The 14,567-nt window shown below is 69.6% G+C and carries 14 protein-coding genes; 8 read left to right on the top strand and 6 right to left on the bottom strand.

Annotation, left to right across the window (positions count from 1 at the left end; genetic code table 11):
• The 4 genes from H4281_RS23605 to H4281_RS23590 are packed head-to-tail and all read left to right on the top strand — an operon-like array spanning nt 1 to nt 3,813.
• Nucleotides 1-882 carry a polysaccharide deacetylase family protein gene (locus tag H4281_RS23605; protein ID WP_182893106.1) on the top strand — a complete coding sequence of 294 codons (882 nt, stop codon included), beginning with the start codon at nt 1-3 and terminating at the stop codon, nt 880-882.
• A gap of 25 nt (nt 883-907) precedes the next feature.
• Nucleotides 908-2,269 carry an MFS transporter gene (locus H4281_RS23600; RefSeq protein WP_182893105.1) on the top strand — a complete coding sequence of 454 codons (1,362 nt, stop codon included), beginning with the start codon at nt 908-910 and terminating at the stop codon, nt 2,267-2,269.
• Nucleotides 2,266-3,024, top strand: coding sequence for an SDR family NAD(P)-dependent oxidoreductase (locus H4281_RS23595; RefSeq protein WP_182893104.1), 759 nt, complete (start codon nt 2,266-2,268; stop codon nt 3,022-3,024). The genes H4281_RS23600 and H4281_RS23595 overlap by 4 nt, the downstream gene beginning before the upstream one ends.
• A 45-nt stretch (nt 3,025-3,069) precedes the next feature.
• Nucleotides 3,070-3,813 (top strand): SDR family NAD(P)-dependent oxidoreductase, encoded by a 744-nt coding sequence (locus tag H4281_RS23590; RefSeq protein ID WP_182893103.1) that lies wholly within the window; start codon nt 3,070-3,072, stop codon nt 3,811-3,813.
• Between the two features lie 354 nt (nt 3,814-4,167).
• On the opposite strand, the gene H4281_RS23585 is transcribed toward H4281_RS23590, so the two are convergent.
• The 3 genes from H4281_RS23585 to H4281_RS23575 form a co-directional block, all read right to left on the bottom strand.
• Entirely contained in the window at nt 4,168-4,890 is a 723-nt protein-coding gene (locus tag H4281_RS23585) for a DJ-1/PfpI family protein (RefSeq protein WP_220507742.1), read from the bottom strand.
• A 249-nt stretch (nt 4,891-5,139) separates the two neighbouring features.
• On the bottom strand, nt 5,140-6,309 hold the full coding sequence (locus tag H4281_RS23580; RefSeq protein ID WP_182893102.1) for a PucR family transcriptional regulator: 1,170 nt from the start codon (nt 6,307-6,309) through the stop codon (nt 5,140-5,142).
• Between the two features lie 133 nt (nt 6,310-6,442).
• Nucleotides 6,443-7,285 (bottom strand): TetR-type transcription factor C-terminal domain-containing protein, encoded by an 843-nt coding sequence (locus H4281_RS23575; RefSeq protein WP_182893101.1) that lies wholly within the window; start codon nt 7,283-7,285, stop codon nt 6,443-6,445.
• 161 nt (nt 7,286-7,446) lie between these two features.
• On the opposite strand from H4281_RS23575, the gene H4281_RS23570 reads away from it, so the two are divergent.
• Genes H4281_RS23570 through H4281_RS23555 form a run of 4 tightly spaced genes read left to right on the top strand, consistent with a single transcriptional unit; the run spans nt 7,447 to nt 11,324 of the window.
• Nucleotides 7,447-8,403: a cyclase family protein gene (locus H4281_RS23570; protein WP_182893100.1), complete on the top strand. Its 957-nt coding sequence runs from the start codon at nt 7,447-7,449 to the stop codon at nt 8,401-8,403.
• On the top strand, nt 8,400-10,085 hold the full coding sequence (locus H4281_RS23565; protein WP_182893099.1) for an AMP-binding protein: 1,686 nt from the start codon (nt 8,400-8,402) through the stop codon (nt 10,083-10,085). The genes H4281_RS23570 and H4281_RS23565 overlap by 4 nt, the downstream gene beginning before the upstream one ends.
• Nucleotides 10,082-10,369 carry an antibiotic biosynthesis monooxygenase family protein gene (locus H4281_RS23560; RefSeq protein WP_182893098.1) on the top strand — a complete coding sequence of 96 codons (288 nt, stop codon included), beginning with the start codon at nt 10,082-10,084 and terminating at the stop codon, nt 10,367-10,369. The genes H4281_RS23565 and H4281_RS23560 overlap by 4 nt, the downstream gene beginning before the upstream one ends.
• A gap of 16 nt (nt 10,370-10,385) precedes the next feature.
• Nucleotides 10,386-11,324, top strand: a complete 939-nt coding sequence (locus H4281_RS23555; protein WP_182893097.1) for a zinc-binding dehydrogenase — start codon at nt 10,386-10,388, stop codon at nt 11,322-11,324.
• Between the two features lie 62 nt (nt 11,325-11,386).
• Here the strand turns inward: H4281_RS23555 and H4281_RS23550 are convergent, their stop codons facing one another.
• From H4281_RS23550 to H4281_RS23540, 3 genes are all read right to left on the bottom strand, one after another.
• Complete coding sequence (locus tag H4281_RS23550) at nt 11,387-11,845, bottom strand: enediyne antibiotic chromoprotein (RefSeq protein WP_182893096.1); 459 nt, start codon at nt 11,843-11,845, stop codon at nt 11,387-11,389.
• 192 nt (nt 11,846-12,037) lie between these two features.
• On the bottom strand, nt 12,038-13,459 hold the full coding sequence (locus H4281_RS23545; protein ID WP_182893095.1) for an MFS transporter: 1,422 nt from the start codon (nt 13,457-13,459) through the stop codon (nt 12,038-12,040).
• Nucleotides 13,460-13,478: 19 nt separating this feature from the next.
• Entirely contained in the window at nt 13,479-14,282 is an 804-nt protein-coding gene (locus H4281_RS23540) for an SDR family NAD(P)-dependent oxidoreductase (RefSeq protein WP_182893094.1), read from the bottom strand.
• Between the last annotated feature and the right edge of the window lie 285 nt (nt 14,283-14,567).

Below are 14,567 nucleotides of genomic sequence, written 5' to 3'. Positions count from 1 at the left end.
ATGGCCAAGGAAATTTTCGTCGCCTTCGGCATCGACGTGGACGCCGTCGGCGGCTGGCTCGGGTCGTACGGCGGCGAGGACTCGCCGGGCGACATCTCGCGCGGCATCTTCGCCGGCGAGGTCGGCGTGCCGCGGCTGAACCGGCTGCTCGCCCGCTACGGCCTTCCCGCGACCTGGTTCTGGCCCGGCCACTCGATCGAAACCTTCCCGGAGCAGTTCGAGCAGGTGGTCGCCGCGGGCCACGAGATCGGCCTGCACGGCTACAGCCACGAGAACCCGATCGCGATGACTCGCGCGCAGGAGTCGGAGATCCTCGACTACTGCCTCGAGCTGATCCAGGGGCGCACCGGCACGCGGCCCACCGGGTACGTCGCGCCCTGGTGGGAGTTCTCGCCGGTCACCAACGAGCTGCTGGTCGAACGGAAGATCCGCTACGACCACTCGCTGATGCACCGCGACTTCACGCCGTACTACGTCCGGGTCGGCGACTCCTGGAGCAAGATCGACTACGACCAGCCCGCCTCGACCTGGATGAAACCGCTCGTCCGCGGCGCCGAGACCGACCTGGTCGAGATCCCGGCCAGCTGGTATCTCGACGACCTGCCGCCGATGATGTTCGTCAAGTCCAGCCCGAACAGCCACGGCTTCGTCAACCCGCGCCACCTCGAAGAGATCTGGCGCGACCAGTTCGACTGGGTCTACCGCGAACTCGACTACGCCGTCTTCACCTTCACCGTGCACCCGGACGTGTCCGGCCGGCCGCAGGTGCTGCTGATGCTGGAGCGCCTGATCGAGCACATCAACGGGCACGAGGGCGTCCGCTGGGCGACTTTCGACCAGATCGCGCAGGACTTCCAGGCGCGCTTCCCGCGCACCGCCTGATCCGGCTCACGACAGGAGCACGCAGATGACCACCCCAGCACCCGGGAGCGGGCTGCCCGCCGTCTCGGTCAAGGAGACCAGACGGGCGACCAAGATCGCCTTTTTCGCCTGGGCCGTAGCGGTCTACGACTTCATCATGTTCGGCACGCTGCTGCCGCGGATCTCCGACAGTTTCCACTGGGACGCGAGTTTCGCGCTGCTGGTGTCCACTTTGGTCAGCGTCGGCACCTTCGTCGTGGTGCTGGCGGTCGGCCCGCTGGTCGACCGGCTCGGCAGGCGCAAGGGCATGATCATTTCGGTCGGCGGCACCGCGTTGTCCTCCGCCGCGACGGCCGCGACCGCGGGTGCCGCGAGCCTCGTCGGCGTCCGCGGGATCAGCGGTCTCGGGCTCGCCGAGCAGTCGGTGAACGCGACCTACCTCAACGAGCTGTACGCACTGACCGAGGACCGCAAGATCAAGCGGCATCAGGGTTTCGTCTATGCGATCGTGCAGACCGGCTGGCCGCTGGGCGCGCTGCTGGCGGCCGCGTTCGTCGGCCTGATCACCGCGGTCTTCGGCCCCGGCAGCTGGCGGATCGCGTTCCTGCTGGCGACCGTCCCGGCGTTCGTGGTGGCGCTGCTGTGCCTGCGGCTGAAGGAAAGCCCGCAGTTCGTGGCCCAGCAGACCCTGCGGCGGCTGCGCAAGGAGGGCCGCGGCGACGAGGCGTCGGCCTTCGCCGCGCGAGCAGGGCTCGAAGAGCAGCACGCGGCTCCGTTCAAGCGGATCTTCTCCGGCAAGCACCTGCGCAACACGATCATGCTGTCGCTGGCCTGGCTGGTGAACTGGTTCGGCATCCAGACCTTCTCGGTGCTCGGCACCACGGTGCTGGAATCGGGCAAGCACATCTCGGCGGGCAACGCGCTGGTGCTGGTCGTGGTGTCGAACCTGGTGGGCGCGCTCGGCTACCTCACGCACGGCTGGCTGGGCGACCGCTTCGGCCGCAAGAAGGTGATCGTGAGCGGCTGGCTGCTGGCGGGCGTCTTCTTCGCCGCGATGCTGGTGGGCCCGGAGAACCCGGCCTACGTGCTGGTCACGTACATGCTGGGGCTGTTCTTCCTGCTCGGCCCGTACGCCGCGATCATGTTCTTCCAGGCCGAGTGCTACGACACCGATTGCCGCGCGACCGGCAGCACCTTCATCGGCGCGATGAGCCAGCCCGGCGCGATCGTCGGCGGCCTGATCCTGACCGGACTGGTCGCGGACGCGATGTCGTTCTCCACCGCCGCCCTGCTGGTCGGCGCGCTCGGCACGTTCGCGTCCGGCCTGATCATGCTGGGCGCCAAGACAGTGACTCCCGACGCCGGGGCCGCGGTGCGCCCGGCCGAGACGAAGGCGGAAGCGGCATGACAGCGGTTTCGGTCATCAGCGGCGCGGCGTCCGGCATCGGCCGGGCCGCCGCGGTCCGGCTGGCAGCCCGCGGCGACCAGGTCGTGATCGGCAGTTTCCCCGGAGACCCGCACGATCCGGAGGAGACGCTGGCCGGGGTGGAAAAAGCGGGCGGCACCGGGCTGATCGCCGAACTGGACGTCAGCGAGACCGCGTCGGCGCAAGCCTTCGTCGCCGCGGCACTGGAGGCGTTCGGACGGGTCGACCACGTGATCGCCAACGCCGGAATCCTTCGCCGCGCCGCCTTCGACGGGATGACGGACGACCAGTGGGACGAAGTCCTGCAAGTCGACCTCCACGGCGTGATGCGGCTGGCCCGGGCGGCGACTCCGCACCTGGGCGAGGGCGGCTCGATCGTCGCCATTTCGTCGATCGCCGGCGGCGTGTACGGCTGGGCGGAGCACGCGCACTACGCCACCGCGAAGGCGGGCGTGCTCGGCTTGATCCGCAGCCTCGCGGTCGAACTCGGCCCGCGCGGAATCCGCGCGAACGCGATCGTCCCCGGCTTGATCGAGACGCCGCAGTCCTTGGACGCGGCCAATTCGCTTGGCCCTGAAGGACTCCGGCGGGCAGGCGCGACGATCCCGTGCGGCCGGGTCGGCAGGCCGGAGGAGATCGCCGGCGTGATCGAGTTCCTCAGCTCGGCCGCGGCCTCGTATGTCAGCGGCCAGGCGATCACGGTGGACGGCGCCCTCACTGTCGCGATGCGGGATTGAGCCCGTGCTCGCTCGCGCACCAACGAAACCGGAAGGACCCCGCCCATGACCGACTCCAGCCCGCTCGCCGGCCGGACCGCACTGGTCACCGGCGCGGCGAGCGGCATCGGCCGCGCGATCGCCGAGCACTTCGTCGCGGCCGGAGCGGCCGTCGTGCTGGCCGATGTCCAGCCGCAGGTCACCGAACGCGCGGCGGAACTCGGCGCGACCGGCGCCGTGCGGATGGACGCGTCCGACGAACAAGCGGTCGCGGACGGTGTCGCCGAGGCGACCCGCCTGCTCGGCCGGATCGACGTCCTGGTGACCTCGCACGGGCTGCTGACCGAGGCCCCCGCCGACACGATGCCGCTCGAGACCTGGCAGCAGACCATCGACATCGACCTGACCAGTGTCTTCCTGCTCAACCGCGCGGTGCTGGGCCCGATGCTCGAACGCGGCGACGGGCGGATCGTCAACGTCGCCTCGCAACTGGGCATCAAGGGCGGCGTCGGTCTCGCGCATTACGCCGCCGCGAAGGCCGGGGTGATCGCGATGACCAAGTCGATCGCCCTGGAAGCAGCGAGCCGGGGCGTCCTGGTCAACGCCATCGCCCCCGGCCCGGTGGAAACGCCGCTGCTGGCCGGGATCAGCGACGACTGGCGCTCGGCGAAAGCCGCCGAACTGCCCCTCGGCCGCTTCGGCACGGTCGGCGAAATCGCACCGACCGCCGTCCTGCTCGCCTCCGACCCCGGCGGCAACCTGTATGTCGGCCAGGTGCTCGGCCCGAACAGCGGAGACGTGATGCCCTGATGTGCGGCAGTTGCGGGACCACGAGAACGGACTGGCTCACCGGCGTGCTGTCGGGAAGCTACGCCCGCACGGTCGTCGCGGCCCGCCTGTCGACGCTGCGCCGGGGCGTCCGGGTCGCCACCGGACCGGCCGGCTGGTCACTGCGATCAGCCGGCCGTCCGGACCGCTTTTACCCGACGTTGCCCGACCTTCTGACCGCCTTGGGGCCAGTACCGGATCCGGCGACGCTGGCCGCCGGCTGGCCGGAGCACCGGCCGGTTCCGGTGGCCGATTCGCCTGAGCGGGAGTCGACTCGGGCGATCAACGAGTGGCTGGGACAGGCGCTGGCTCGCTCGGCGGCGCCGCCAACACCCGTCACAACTGGTCGAACGCCTCCACAACCCGCCGAGCCGCCGAATGCGCACTGGCCGGATTCGCCCCGGTCACGACCCGCCCGTCGGTAACCGAAAGGTCGTCGAACGGCTGCGCCGGAGCGACATACCCGGCCCCCGCCGCGGCCGCGCTGTCTTCGATCAGCGGGGCGTTGTCCGTCTTGATCCGGTCGATCAGCCCGAGGTCGATCTCGCCCTGGGTGGTGAAGCCGGTGATCCGTTTGCCGGCGACGATCGACTTGCCGGTTTCCTTGTCGCGCACGTACGGCAGGATCGCCGGGCCGTGGCAGACGGCGGAAACGATGCCGCCGTTGTCCCAAACGCCCTGGGCGACCGACTGCAGTGCGATGGCGCCGGGGTAGTCGTAGATGGCCGCGTGCCCGGCCGCGGCGAAGAAGACGCCGTACTCGTTGGGGTCGACGTCGGCGGCCTTCTTCAGGTTCTGGTTCAGGCTGACGCTGAACGGCGCTTCGGGATTCTCGTAGACCGCTTTGTCCTCCTCGGTGAGGAACTGGTCTTCGGTGGAGCGCGCGTCGAGCCCGAAGCTGCCGGTTTCGCTGACCAGGTCGACCTCGAACCCGGCATCGGCGAAGACCGAGTACGGATGCAGCGCCTCGGTGTAGAACAGGCCGGTCTCCGAACCGTCCTCGTAGAACTCGAAGTGCTTGGCGGGAATGGCGATGAGGGCCTTCCTCGGCAATGCCACGATGCCTTCCTTTCCCGGCCGTGTTCGCCAGGCCGGACGGTGGTTCCGACGCCCGCCTCGGTCACGGGCATCTGCCCGGTGGAACGAGGTGTGCCGAGCCGGGCATCCCGGCGGCGGAGAATGCTGTCTCCGGGAACTGTCCGCGTTGTGCCGGGGAACAACGGAAAGGTCAGCGGCGATGCCCGGAACTCAAGAGGGCGCGTCGACGATCCCGCTTCGCTGCGCCGCTTGAGTTCCGGGCATTGAGGATCAGCGGTCCTGGGGAACCGCTTCCAGCGCGACGGCCAGTTCGGCGATGTCGGCCGGGTTGGCGAAGGAATGCCCGGTGAGTTCGTGCACCCGCCGCAGGCGGTACCGGACGGTGTTGCGGTGGCAGTGCAGTTGCTTGCCGGTCTGCTCGGCGGAGCCGTCGTTGTCGAACCAGGCCCGGATCGTGGCCAGCAGGGTTTCGCGGTCCTCGGCGGGCAGTTCGAGGACCGGGCCGAGCACCGCCTGCGCGACGCGGACGCCTTCGGCGGGGGCGTGGGCGACGAGACCGGCGACCCGGCCCGCCCGGAAGGTGCTGACCTGGTTGCTGCCTTCCGGGGCGGACACCAGCGCGATCCTGGCCAGGCGCACTGCCCTCGGGGTTTCGCCGATCGCGCGGTAGGGCTGGCTCATCCCGACCCTCGCCTTGGCGATCTGCCGCAGCAACGCGACGAGCGGCTCCGGGGCGCCGTCCGGAAGCGCGACGATCCCGGTCTGCAGCGCGGGCGTGAGCCGCCACACCGAAACCATCCCGTGCTCCGCGAGCCGCTGCTCGATCCCCGGGAGCGGTTCGTCGGCGCGGCGGGTCTCCGCCATGACCACGACCAGGCCGGCGTCCGGCGGGAAGCCGAGCAGCGCGGTGATTTCCCAGTGCGTCGTCCCGGCGACCGGTTCGCCGGTGAACAACGCCTCCGCCAGCGCCGACCGGCGCCGCTCGCGCGCGAGGGTCAGTTCGGCCATCGTCGCCCGGTACGCCTCGGTCAGCTGGATGGCGTATTCGTCGGTGAGCAGCCACAAACCGCGTCCCGCGGCCAGCAGGGCACGCATCAACGCGGGCCGCCGGCAGTCCGCCGCCGCGGCGAGCGTGTCCCACAGCGCGGCGAACCCCAGCCGGTAGGCCCGCAGCACCTCGGGCAGCGGCGCACCTTGCCGCGCCCGCCGGGATCCGGTCTCGCGCGGCGCGGAGAAGTCGTTGCCGCCCTTCGGATCGCGCAGCGCGGCGATCATGAACCGCATGTTCGCCTCGACCGAACGGCGCAGATCCTCGGGCGGGACGAGCCCGTCCTCACGGTAGATGTCGATCTCGTCGCGCACGCGGGCGACGTGGGTGTCGACGAGCCGGGGGAGTTCGGCCTCGGCCCGCCTGACGAGTTCGCGGAGATCGCCGCTCATGTCCGGCCCCTTCCTGGCTCTTGTGCCCGCGGACAGTCCGGGTTGGCCCGCCCGGCAGTCTTGGTTGCTTCAGGTTCGCGGGCAGTGCGATTCTCGGGAGCGAAGCCCGCCGACTGTCCACAACGGACCGTGCTCACCCGCTTCCGCGCATCAGGTCGACCGCGAACCGCGCGTATTCAGCCGCGATCTGCTCAGGGGAGGTGGGCCCGTCCGCACGGAACCATTGGGGCAGCGAGGTGCACATGGTCGCCACGGCCCTGGCGGCGTCGCGCGGATGCCGCGTGGCGAACTCGCCGTCCCGGATCGCGGCGTCGACCTCGGCATCGAGCAGCCGCTGGATTTCGGTGCGGCTGGCCGCGATCCGCGACCGGTTCGGCTCCTCGAAGCTCCGCATCTCGCTGGCCCCGATGAAGGCGAGGTCGCGGCGCTGGGCGTGGAACAACGCGAGCGCCTCGACCATGTTCGCGAAGCGTTCGACCGAGGTGCCGCCGTCGGCGCGGGCCGCGGGGATCCGCCAGTGCAGTTCGGTCATCGCGACGTCGAGAATGGCGGCGAGCAGGTGCTGTTTGCTGGGGTAGTGGTGGTAGACCCCGGGGACGCTCATCCGGGCGTTCGCCGCCACCAGGCGCATGGTCGCGCCGTGGTAGCCGGTGATGACGAAGGTGGCGATCGCGGCCCGCAGCACCGGGTCGAGGTCGAGCGGTTCGAAGACGCGCCAGGGCCGGTCGGACGCGGGGGGCCGCTCCTCCGGCGCGGTGCGCGCGGCGAGCAGGTCGGACGCCGAGGTGCCCAGCGCGTCGGCGATCCGGCCCAGCCGTTCCACGGTCAGGCCGGTCTTCCCGTTCTCGATCGCGCTCAGCGTCCCGGCGCTGACCCCGATCCGGCTCGCCAGTTCGCGCAGCGACACCCGGGCCCGCGTCCTGGCCTGCCGGACGAGCGGTCCCGCCTCCGGTTCGGCCGCGAGATGTTCAGACATTCTGAACACACTAGCCGACGCGGCGGCCAATGTCTTCATCACTTCGGGGATCAGTATTGACAAAGCGTCCGGCCAACCTCACGATGACATCGCATTGAACGCGACCGAACGCTCGTACGGGTTTGTTCAGAGACCGATTGGCTCGACGTGGAGGATGATCGATGAGCGACGCACCTGCCCTGACGGACCTGCTGGCGAACGCGCCGTCGAACTGGGGGAAGTGGGGTTCCGCCGACGAGGTCGGCGCGCTGAACTACCTGACCGAGACCGAGGTGCTGCGCGGCGTCGCGGAAATCGGCGCGGGCAAGGTGTTCACCCTGCAGCGGCTGATCGGGGACCCGCGAGGCGAGCCGGTGTGGCCGGGCCGCCGTCCCGCCGAACGCGAGCAGGTCATCGACGAATCCGCCTGGGACGAGGGCGGCGACGGACCGGAATTCCCCGGCGGCCTGCACTACGCCGACGACAAGATCGAAGCGTTCCTGCAAGGCTCCACGCAGTACGACGCGCTGGGGCACGTCTGGTACGACGGCCGGATCTGGAACGGCTACGACGCGCGGAGCACCGTCGGCGGCCTGGAGAAGGCCAGCGTCGCCCCGATCGCCGAACGCGGCGTGGCCGGCCGCGGGGTGCTGCTGGACATCGCGCGGTTCCGCGGCAAGGACCACCTCGACGCGGGCGAGACGTTCACCCACGAGGACCTGGAGGCGTGCGCGGCGGCGCAGGGCACGGCGATCGAGGACCGGGACATCCTGCTCATCCGCACCAACCACCTGCGGCTGTTCTTCGACCAGGGCGACGCCTTCTACGACGGATTCTGCGAAGCTGGACTCGTGTATTCGCCGGAACTCGTCGAGTGGTTCCAGCGCCGGGAGATCCCGAACCTGGTCACCGACACCATCGCCAACGAGGTCACCACCGACCCGGACACCGGGGTCGCGCTGGTGCTGCACAACGCGTTGATGCGCAACCTCGGCGTGGTGTTCACCGAGATCTGCGACCTGGAGAAGCTCGCCGCCGACTGCGCCGAAGACGGCAAGTACACCTTCTTCTACGCCGCGGCCCCGCTGAAGATCCACCGGGCCAGCGGGTCGCCGGTCAACCCGATGGCGGTGAAATGAGCGCCTACGCCGCGAAACCCTGGCTCGCGCTCTACCGCGAGGGCACCCCCGCCGAGATCCGCCCGGAACACGACACCGCGCTGGCCCTGTTCGACGCGTCCGTTCGCCGCGCCCCGGACGCCGTGCTGATCCGCTACTTCGACGGCGCCCTGACCGTGCGCGAGGCGGACGAGGCCGCGAACGCGCTGGCAGCCGCGCTAGCCGACGACGGTTTCGCCCCGGGCGACCGGCTGGCCTTGTTCACCCAGAACAACCCGGCGTACGTCATCGGGCTGATCGCGGCGTGGAAGGCCGGCGGCACAGCGGTGTCGATCAACCCGATGAACCGGGCGCGCGAGCTGAACTACCTGCTCGCCGACTCTGGCGCGACCGCGCTGCTCGCCCTGGACGAGCTGTACGCCGAGGTCGCCCGCGACGTCATCGCCGACGGCGGCACCGCGGTGCGGACGGTGGTCACCACTTCGGCGCTGGACTGGCAGAACCGCGACGATCCGCGCCTGTTCGGCTCGGCGGAGCGGCGCGACGAGGGCGTCCGCGATCTCGCCGACCTGGTGGCGCGGCCCACCAGGCGAATGGCGGCGACGCCGAAGCCTTCCGATCCGGCGGTGCTGACCTACACGTCCGGCACCACCGGAATCCCCAAGGGCGCGATCAACACCCACCGCAACCTGGTCTTCAACGCGCAGACCTACCGGGACTGGATCGGTCTCGGCGAAACCGACACGATCCTCGGAATCGCCCCGCTGTTCCACATCACCGGGCTCGTCGGGCACGTGATGCTCGCCCTGCTGCTGCCCGCGCCGCTGGTGCTGTCGCACCGTTTTCAGCCGGCCGTGATGCTCGACGCGATCCGCGAGCATCAGCCGACCTTCACCATCGGCGCCATCACCGCGTTCACCGCGCTGGCGGGCGTTCCCGAGGCAAGCCGAGAAGATTTCGCCTCGCTGACCGCGGTCTACTCCGGCGGCGCCGCCATCGCGCCCGCGGTCGCGGAGTCGCTCGAGAACCAACTCGGCATCCAGGTGCACAACGCCTACGGCCTCACCGAAACGAGTTCGCCGTCGCACTGCGTCCCGCGCGGGGTGCGAGCGCCGGTCGACCCCGCTTCTGGTGCGCTTTCCGTCGGCGTTCCGGTGTTCAACACCGTCGTGCGGGTCCTCGACGAGGCCGGAGCGGAGGTGCCGGCCGGGCAGATCGGCGAACTGGCCACCTCCGGACCGCAAGTGGTGCCGGGCTACTGGAACAAGCCCGACGCGACCGCGGAATCGCTGCCCGGCGGGGAACTGCGCACCGGGGACGTCGGGTTCATGGACGAACACGGCTGGTTCTATGTGGTGGACCGCAAGAAGGACATGATCAACGCCGCCGGTTACAAGGTCTGGCCGCGCGAGGTCGAGGACGTGCTCTACACCCACCCCGCCGTCCGCGAGACGGCCGTCGTCGGAGTGCCGGACCCGTACCGCGGCGAGACGGTCAAGGCGTATGTCTCGCTCAACCCCGGCGCGTCGGCGTCCGCGCCGGACCTGGTCGCGTACGCGAAGGAACGGATGGCCGCGTACAAGTACCCCCGTATCGTCGAATTCCTCGACGAGATCCCGAAAAACGCCTCCGGGAAGATCCTGCGCCGCGAACTGCGGGACCGGTCGCCCGAAAACCCCGTCAGCGAAAGGAAACCCGGATGATCCGCGAACTCGCGCAGATCGACGTCCGCCCCGGCACGGAGGCGGATTTCGAGCAGGCGGTGGCGAAGGCCAAACCGCTTTTCGACCGAGCGGAAGGCTGTCACGGCGCGGTCCTGTGGCGCAGTGCCGAGAAACCGGCGCGCTACCGTCTCGTCGTCCGCTGGGAAACGGTGGAGCACCACACGGTGAAGTTCCGCGGCTCGCCGGATTTCCAGCGGTGGCGGGAACTGGTGGGGGAGTACTTCGCCGCTCCGCCCGAGGTCGAGCACGTCCACGAAGTCTGAGGCGAGGGGAACCCGCATGCGCGCGGTGAAAATCAAGGACGGCGAGTTCGAACTGGGCGAAGCCCCCGACCCGGCCGCGGACGGCGGCCTGGCCGTGGTCCGGATCCGCGCGGCCGGATTGAACGCGGCGGACCTGCAGCAGGCCCGAGGCGCCTACCCCGCCCCGCCGGGCTGGCCGGACGACATCCCCGGACTCGAAATCGCCGGGGTAATCGAACAACCGGCTGCCGGGTGGTCCGCCGGAGACCGCGTCATGGCCGTGGTGGGCGGCGGCGCCCACGCCGAACGCATCGCGGTTCCGGCGAGCCTGCTGCTGCCGATCCCGGACTCGGTCGACGACGTCCACGCCGCCGGTTTCCCCGAAGCGTTCAGCACCGCCTGGGACGGCCTGGCCGACCAAGCCGGCGTACGCCCCGGCGAGCGAGTCCTGATCACCGGTGCGGCCGGCGGAGTCGGCACCGCGATGCTCCAGGTCGCCGCACTCGCCGGGGCCGACGTCGTCGCGAGCGTGCGCCGCGCGGAGTCCCATGCCGCCGTCCAAGCTCTGGCTTCCGATGCGACAGTCGTGACCCCGGATCAGGAAGAGGCCCACGGCCCGTACGACATCGTCGTAGAACTGGTCGGCGGCAAGGACTGCCTGCGCCGCGTGCGGTGGCTCAACCCGTACGGCCGAATCCTGGTCATCGGGGTCGGTGCCGGGGAGGAGACGTCCCTGCGCCTGTTCGACCTGATGCGCGCCCGCGGCCGGGTGCTCGGGTCGACTATCCGGGCTCGCAGCACGGTCGAGAAGGCTCTGCTCGCGAACCGGGTGCGGGACGGACTTCTGCGCGCGCTCTCGGCGGGTCGGCTCACGGTGCCGGTGGACAGTGTTCATCCGCTGGAACAGGCGCGTGAGGCTTACGCGCGGCTGGGTTCACCGGGCAAGCTCGGCAAGGTCGTATTGCAGATGGAGTGACCGGCGGCGGGCGCCATCGAACGCCGGGTTGAGCGCCAGCGGGCTCAACCCGGCGCCGGATCTCACTCTCCTCGGGCGAAACTGATCACGACCGGAGGCGCGGCCGGGGTCGACCGGTCGACCGAAGCGGCGATCGCGCAGCCGGGCGCGATCGTGCAGTCCACGGTTCCGGTGGGAGCGCCGGTCGCGGGGTCGGCACCGGCGAACGTGCGGCGCGCGGGCAGCGACGCGGAGATGGCGCCATTGCCGTCCGCGACGACCACTTGCAGGTCGCCGCTGGCGAGGTCGCAGGAATGGGCGGCGGCGTTGTCGGCGCACTCCGCCACGAATACGGTGGCCCCGGCCGAGAATCCCGTGCCGGTGACGGCGAGGCTCTGCCCGTCGGTGATGTCAGTGGTGGGGCTGACGACGAGTTGTGCGTCCGCGGCCAGCGCGGGTGCGGCGCCGACGACTCCCGTCGCGACGACGAACCCGGTCATCGCCGCGAGCCGGGTCCCGGACTTGACGAATGAATTCACCATTGCTGTCCCCTCGACGATCATGCACAGAAAAACTTCAGGAATCGTGCACAAGAGGGACCGCCCGGGCCGGGGCGCTCGAAGACGGAATCGGCCGATCCAATCGACGGCTCCCTCTTCGGGCATCAAGTAAACACGACCGCCTTCCTCCCAGATACGTCCGATCGAGTGACGATACGGGCATAGCCAGCGTATTCAATGCTCGGCGCCGGATTGGTGCGGATCGGTTTCGGGAAGCTTCGCGCGCAAGGCGAAGTAGGCGATGGCAGCGCCAACGGCTACCAGGACAGCGGCTACTATCAACGCTTTGTGGTAACCGCTGAGGAATGCGTCGCGAAAGGGGGCTCCCCGGTGCGATTCCGTCGTTTGCTGCGCGGTCAGCACGGCACCGATGACGGCCACGCCCAGCAATCCGCCGATCTGGCGGACGGTGCTGAAGACCGCGGTGGCCACTCCCGCCTGGCGGCCGGGCATGGCGGCGAGCACGGTCGCGGTCAGGGACGTGGTGAATCCTCCGCCGAGCCCGATCACCAGCAACGGCGGCATCACTTCGGCGAAGGTCGCGTTCGCGTCGAGCAGCGCGGCGCCCGCGATGCCCGCGGCGATCAGCGCCATCGCGCCCGACACCGAGCGGTGCGCACCGACCCGGGCGGCCGCCGGGCCGCTCAGCACCGAGCCCGCGATCATGAGCACTGCCATGGGCACGAAGGCGAGTCCGGCCTCGGTGGGCGAGAACAGCAGCACGTCCTGCAAATAGAGGGACGTGAAAAAGAAGATTCCGAACAGCCCGAAGGCCCAGATGAACATCGTGGCGACACCGCCGCCGAAAACGCGGTCCCACAGCAGGCTGATGGTCAGCATCGGATGCGCGACCTTGGTCTCGGCCACGGCGAAAACCGCGGCCAGCAGTCCGGCCGCGACGAATCCGCCGAGGATGACGGGGGAATCCCAGCCGAATTCGTGCCCCTCGATGAGGGAAAACGTCAAGGCGAACAACGCGCCGCCGGAAGAGAGAGTCCCGGCGATGTCCATGGACTGTTTTTCCCCGGCGGGCTTCGGCAGGCGGATCGCCCACGCTCCGAGAACGAGCGTCGCGAGGCCGACGGGAACGTTGACGAAGAATATCCAGCCCCACGCGAGATGCTGGCTGATCACCCCGCCGAGCAGGGGGCCGACCGCGAGGGCCAGCGCCCCGACGGCGTTCCACACGCCGACGGCGTTGGCCCGGCGGCGCTCGTCCGGGTACACCGCCGAGATGATCGCCAGGGTGGTCGGCGTGACCGCGGCGGCTCCCAGGCCCTGGCAGGCTCTGCCTGCCACGAGCATGGCCGGGCTGGTCGCCATGCCCGCCACGAGCGAGGACAGCGTGAACAGGCCGAGTCCGGACAGGAACAGCGGCCGCCAGCCGCGGATGTCGCCCAGCCGTCCGCCGAACAGCAGGAATGTTCCGAAGACCAGAATGTACGCGCTGACCACCCATTCCAGACCGGATACGGTAAACCGGAGGTCTTCCTGGATGGAGGGCAGCGCCACGTTGACGATGTTGTTGTCGAGGTAGGCCATGAACGTCACGAGCGACACCGCGACCAATGCGCACCGCCGGCGCGCCGGGGTCATTCGGCAATCGCGCCGGGAGTCACCGGGTGCGCGCCGTCGATAACGCATCGTCGTCTTTCGGGGAATCCGCGGCGAAGGGTCTGACGAGTGCCCTCGGCATCGCCCGGGCGCCGATGGCCGCCAGTTTGTAGAGGGTGCCCGGTATCACCAGCGGCTTGTTCTTGGACAATCCGCGAAGCGAATCCCGGACGACCTTTTCCCGGGACGTCCAGGCTATCTTCGGCAAGGTGATTCCGGCGGTCAGGTCGGTCGGCACGTATCCGGGGCACACCGCGGTGACCGCGATCCGGGAATTCCCGGCCTTCAATTCGAGCCGGATGCTTTCGCTGAGCGAGCAAAGATACGATTTGGTCGCACCGTAGGTCGCGCTGTTGCGGAACGCGGGGAGCTGGCCCGCCATCGAGGCGACGTTGAGTATTCCGCCCCGGCCGCGCTTGGTCATCGACGCGAGCGCGGCGTGGCACAGCCGGGTCGGCGCGAGCGCGTTGACCAGCACGGTCCGCTGCTCGCTGTCGACCGGGCAGTCCGCGAACGGCTCGGTCTCGCCGACGCCCGCGTTGTTCACCAGGAGGTCGACCGGGCTGCTCTCGTCGGAGAGCCGGTTTTCCACCGCCTCGAGCTGGCGGGGGTCGGCCAGGTCGGCGACCAGGACCTCGGCCTCCACCCGGTGGCGTTCCCGAAGGCGCTCGGCCGCCGCTTCGAGCAACGCGCGGCGGCGAGCCACTAATACGAGGGAACATCCACGTGACGCGAGCTCCTCCGCGAAACTCTCGCCGATTCCCGCGGAGGCCCCGGTGATCAGCGCGCGATGATATTCGCCCATCGGGTGAAGGTAACATGAGCGTCGTCCTCGGCAGGCGAAGATTGGTTTGCCGGGCGTTATGTCGCCATTGTCTTAACCGGGTTCCGGCAGCTCGGTGTCCACAGTGTACATTTCACCCGCTGGTGCCCGGGATTGCGCGGATGAACGGCGGATGGCCGGGAGATCCGCCCGAGCGGGTGCTTCGTCGCCATTCGGGCGAATGCTTTCCGGCTGTTCGTACCAGGAAATTCCGCGAAGCTGGACCGTTCGAGTGAACTGCGATAAATTCGGGTTGTCGGGCAGATG

This window comes from Amycolatopsis dendrobii (genome assembly GCF_014145675.1).
Lineage (GTDB): Bacteria > Actinomycetota > Actinomycetes > Mycobacteriales > Pseudonocardiaceae > Amycolatopsis > Amycolatopsis dendrobii.
Note: the sequence above shows the minus strand (reverse complement) of the source record. Positions and strands in the feature narration are given on the sequence as shown.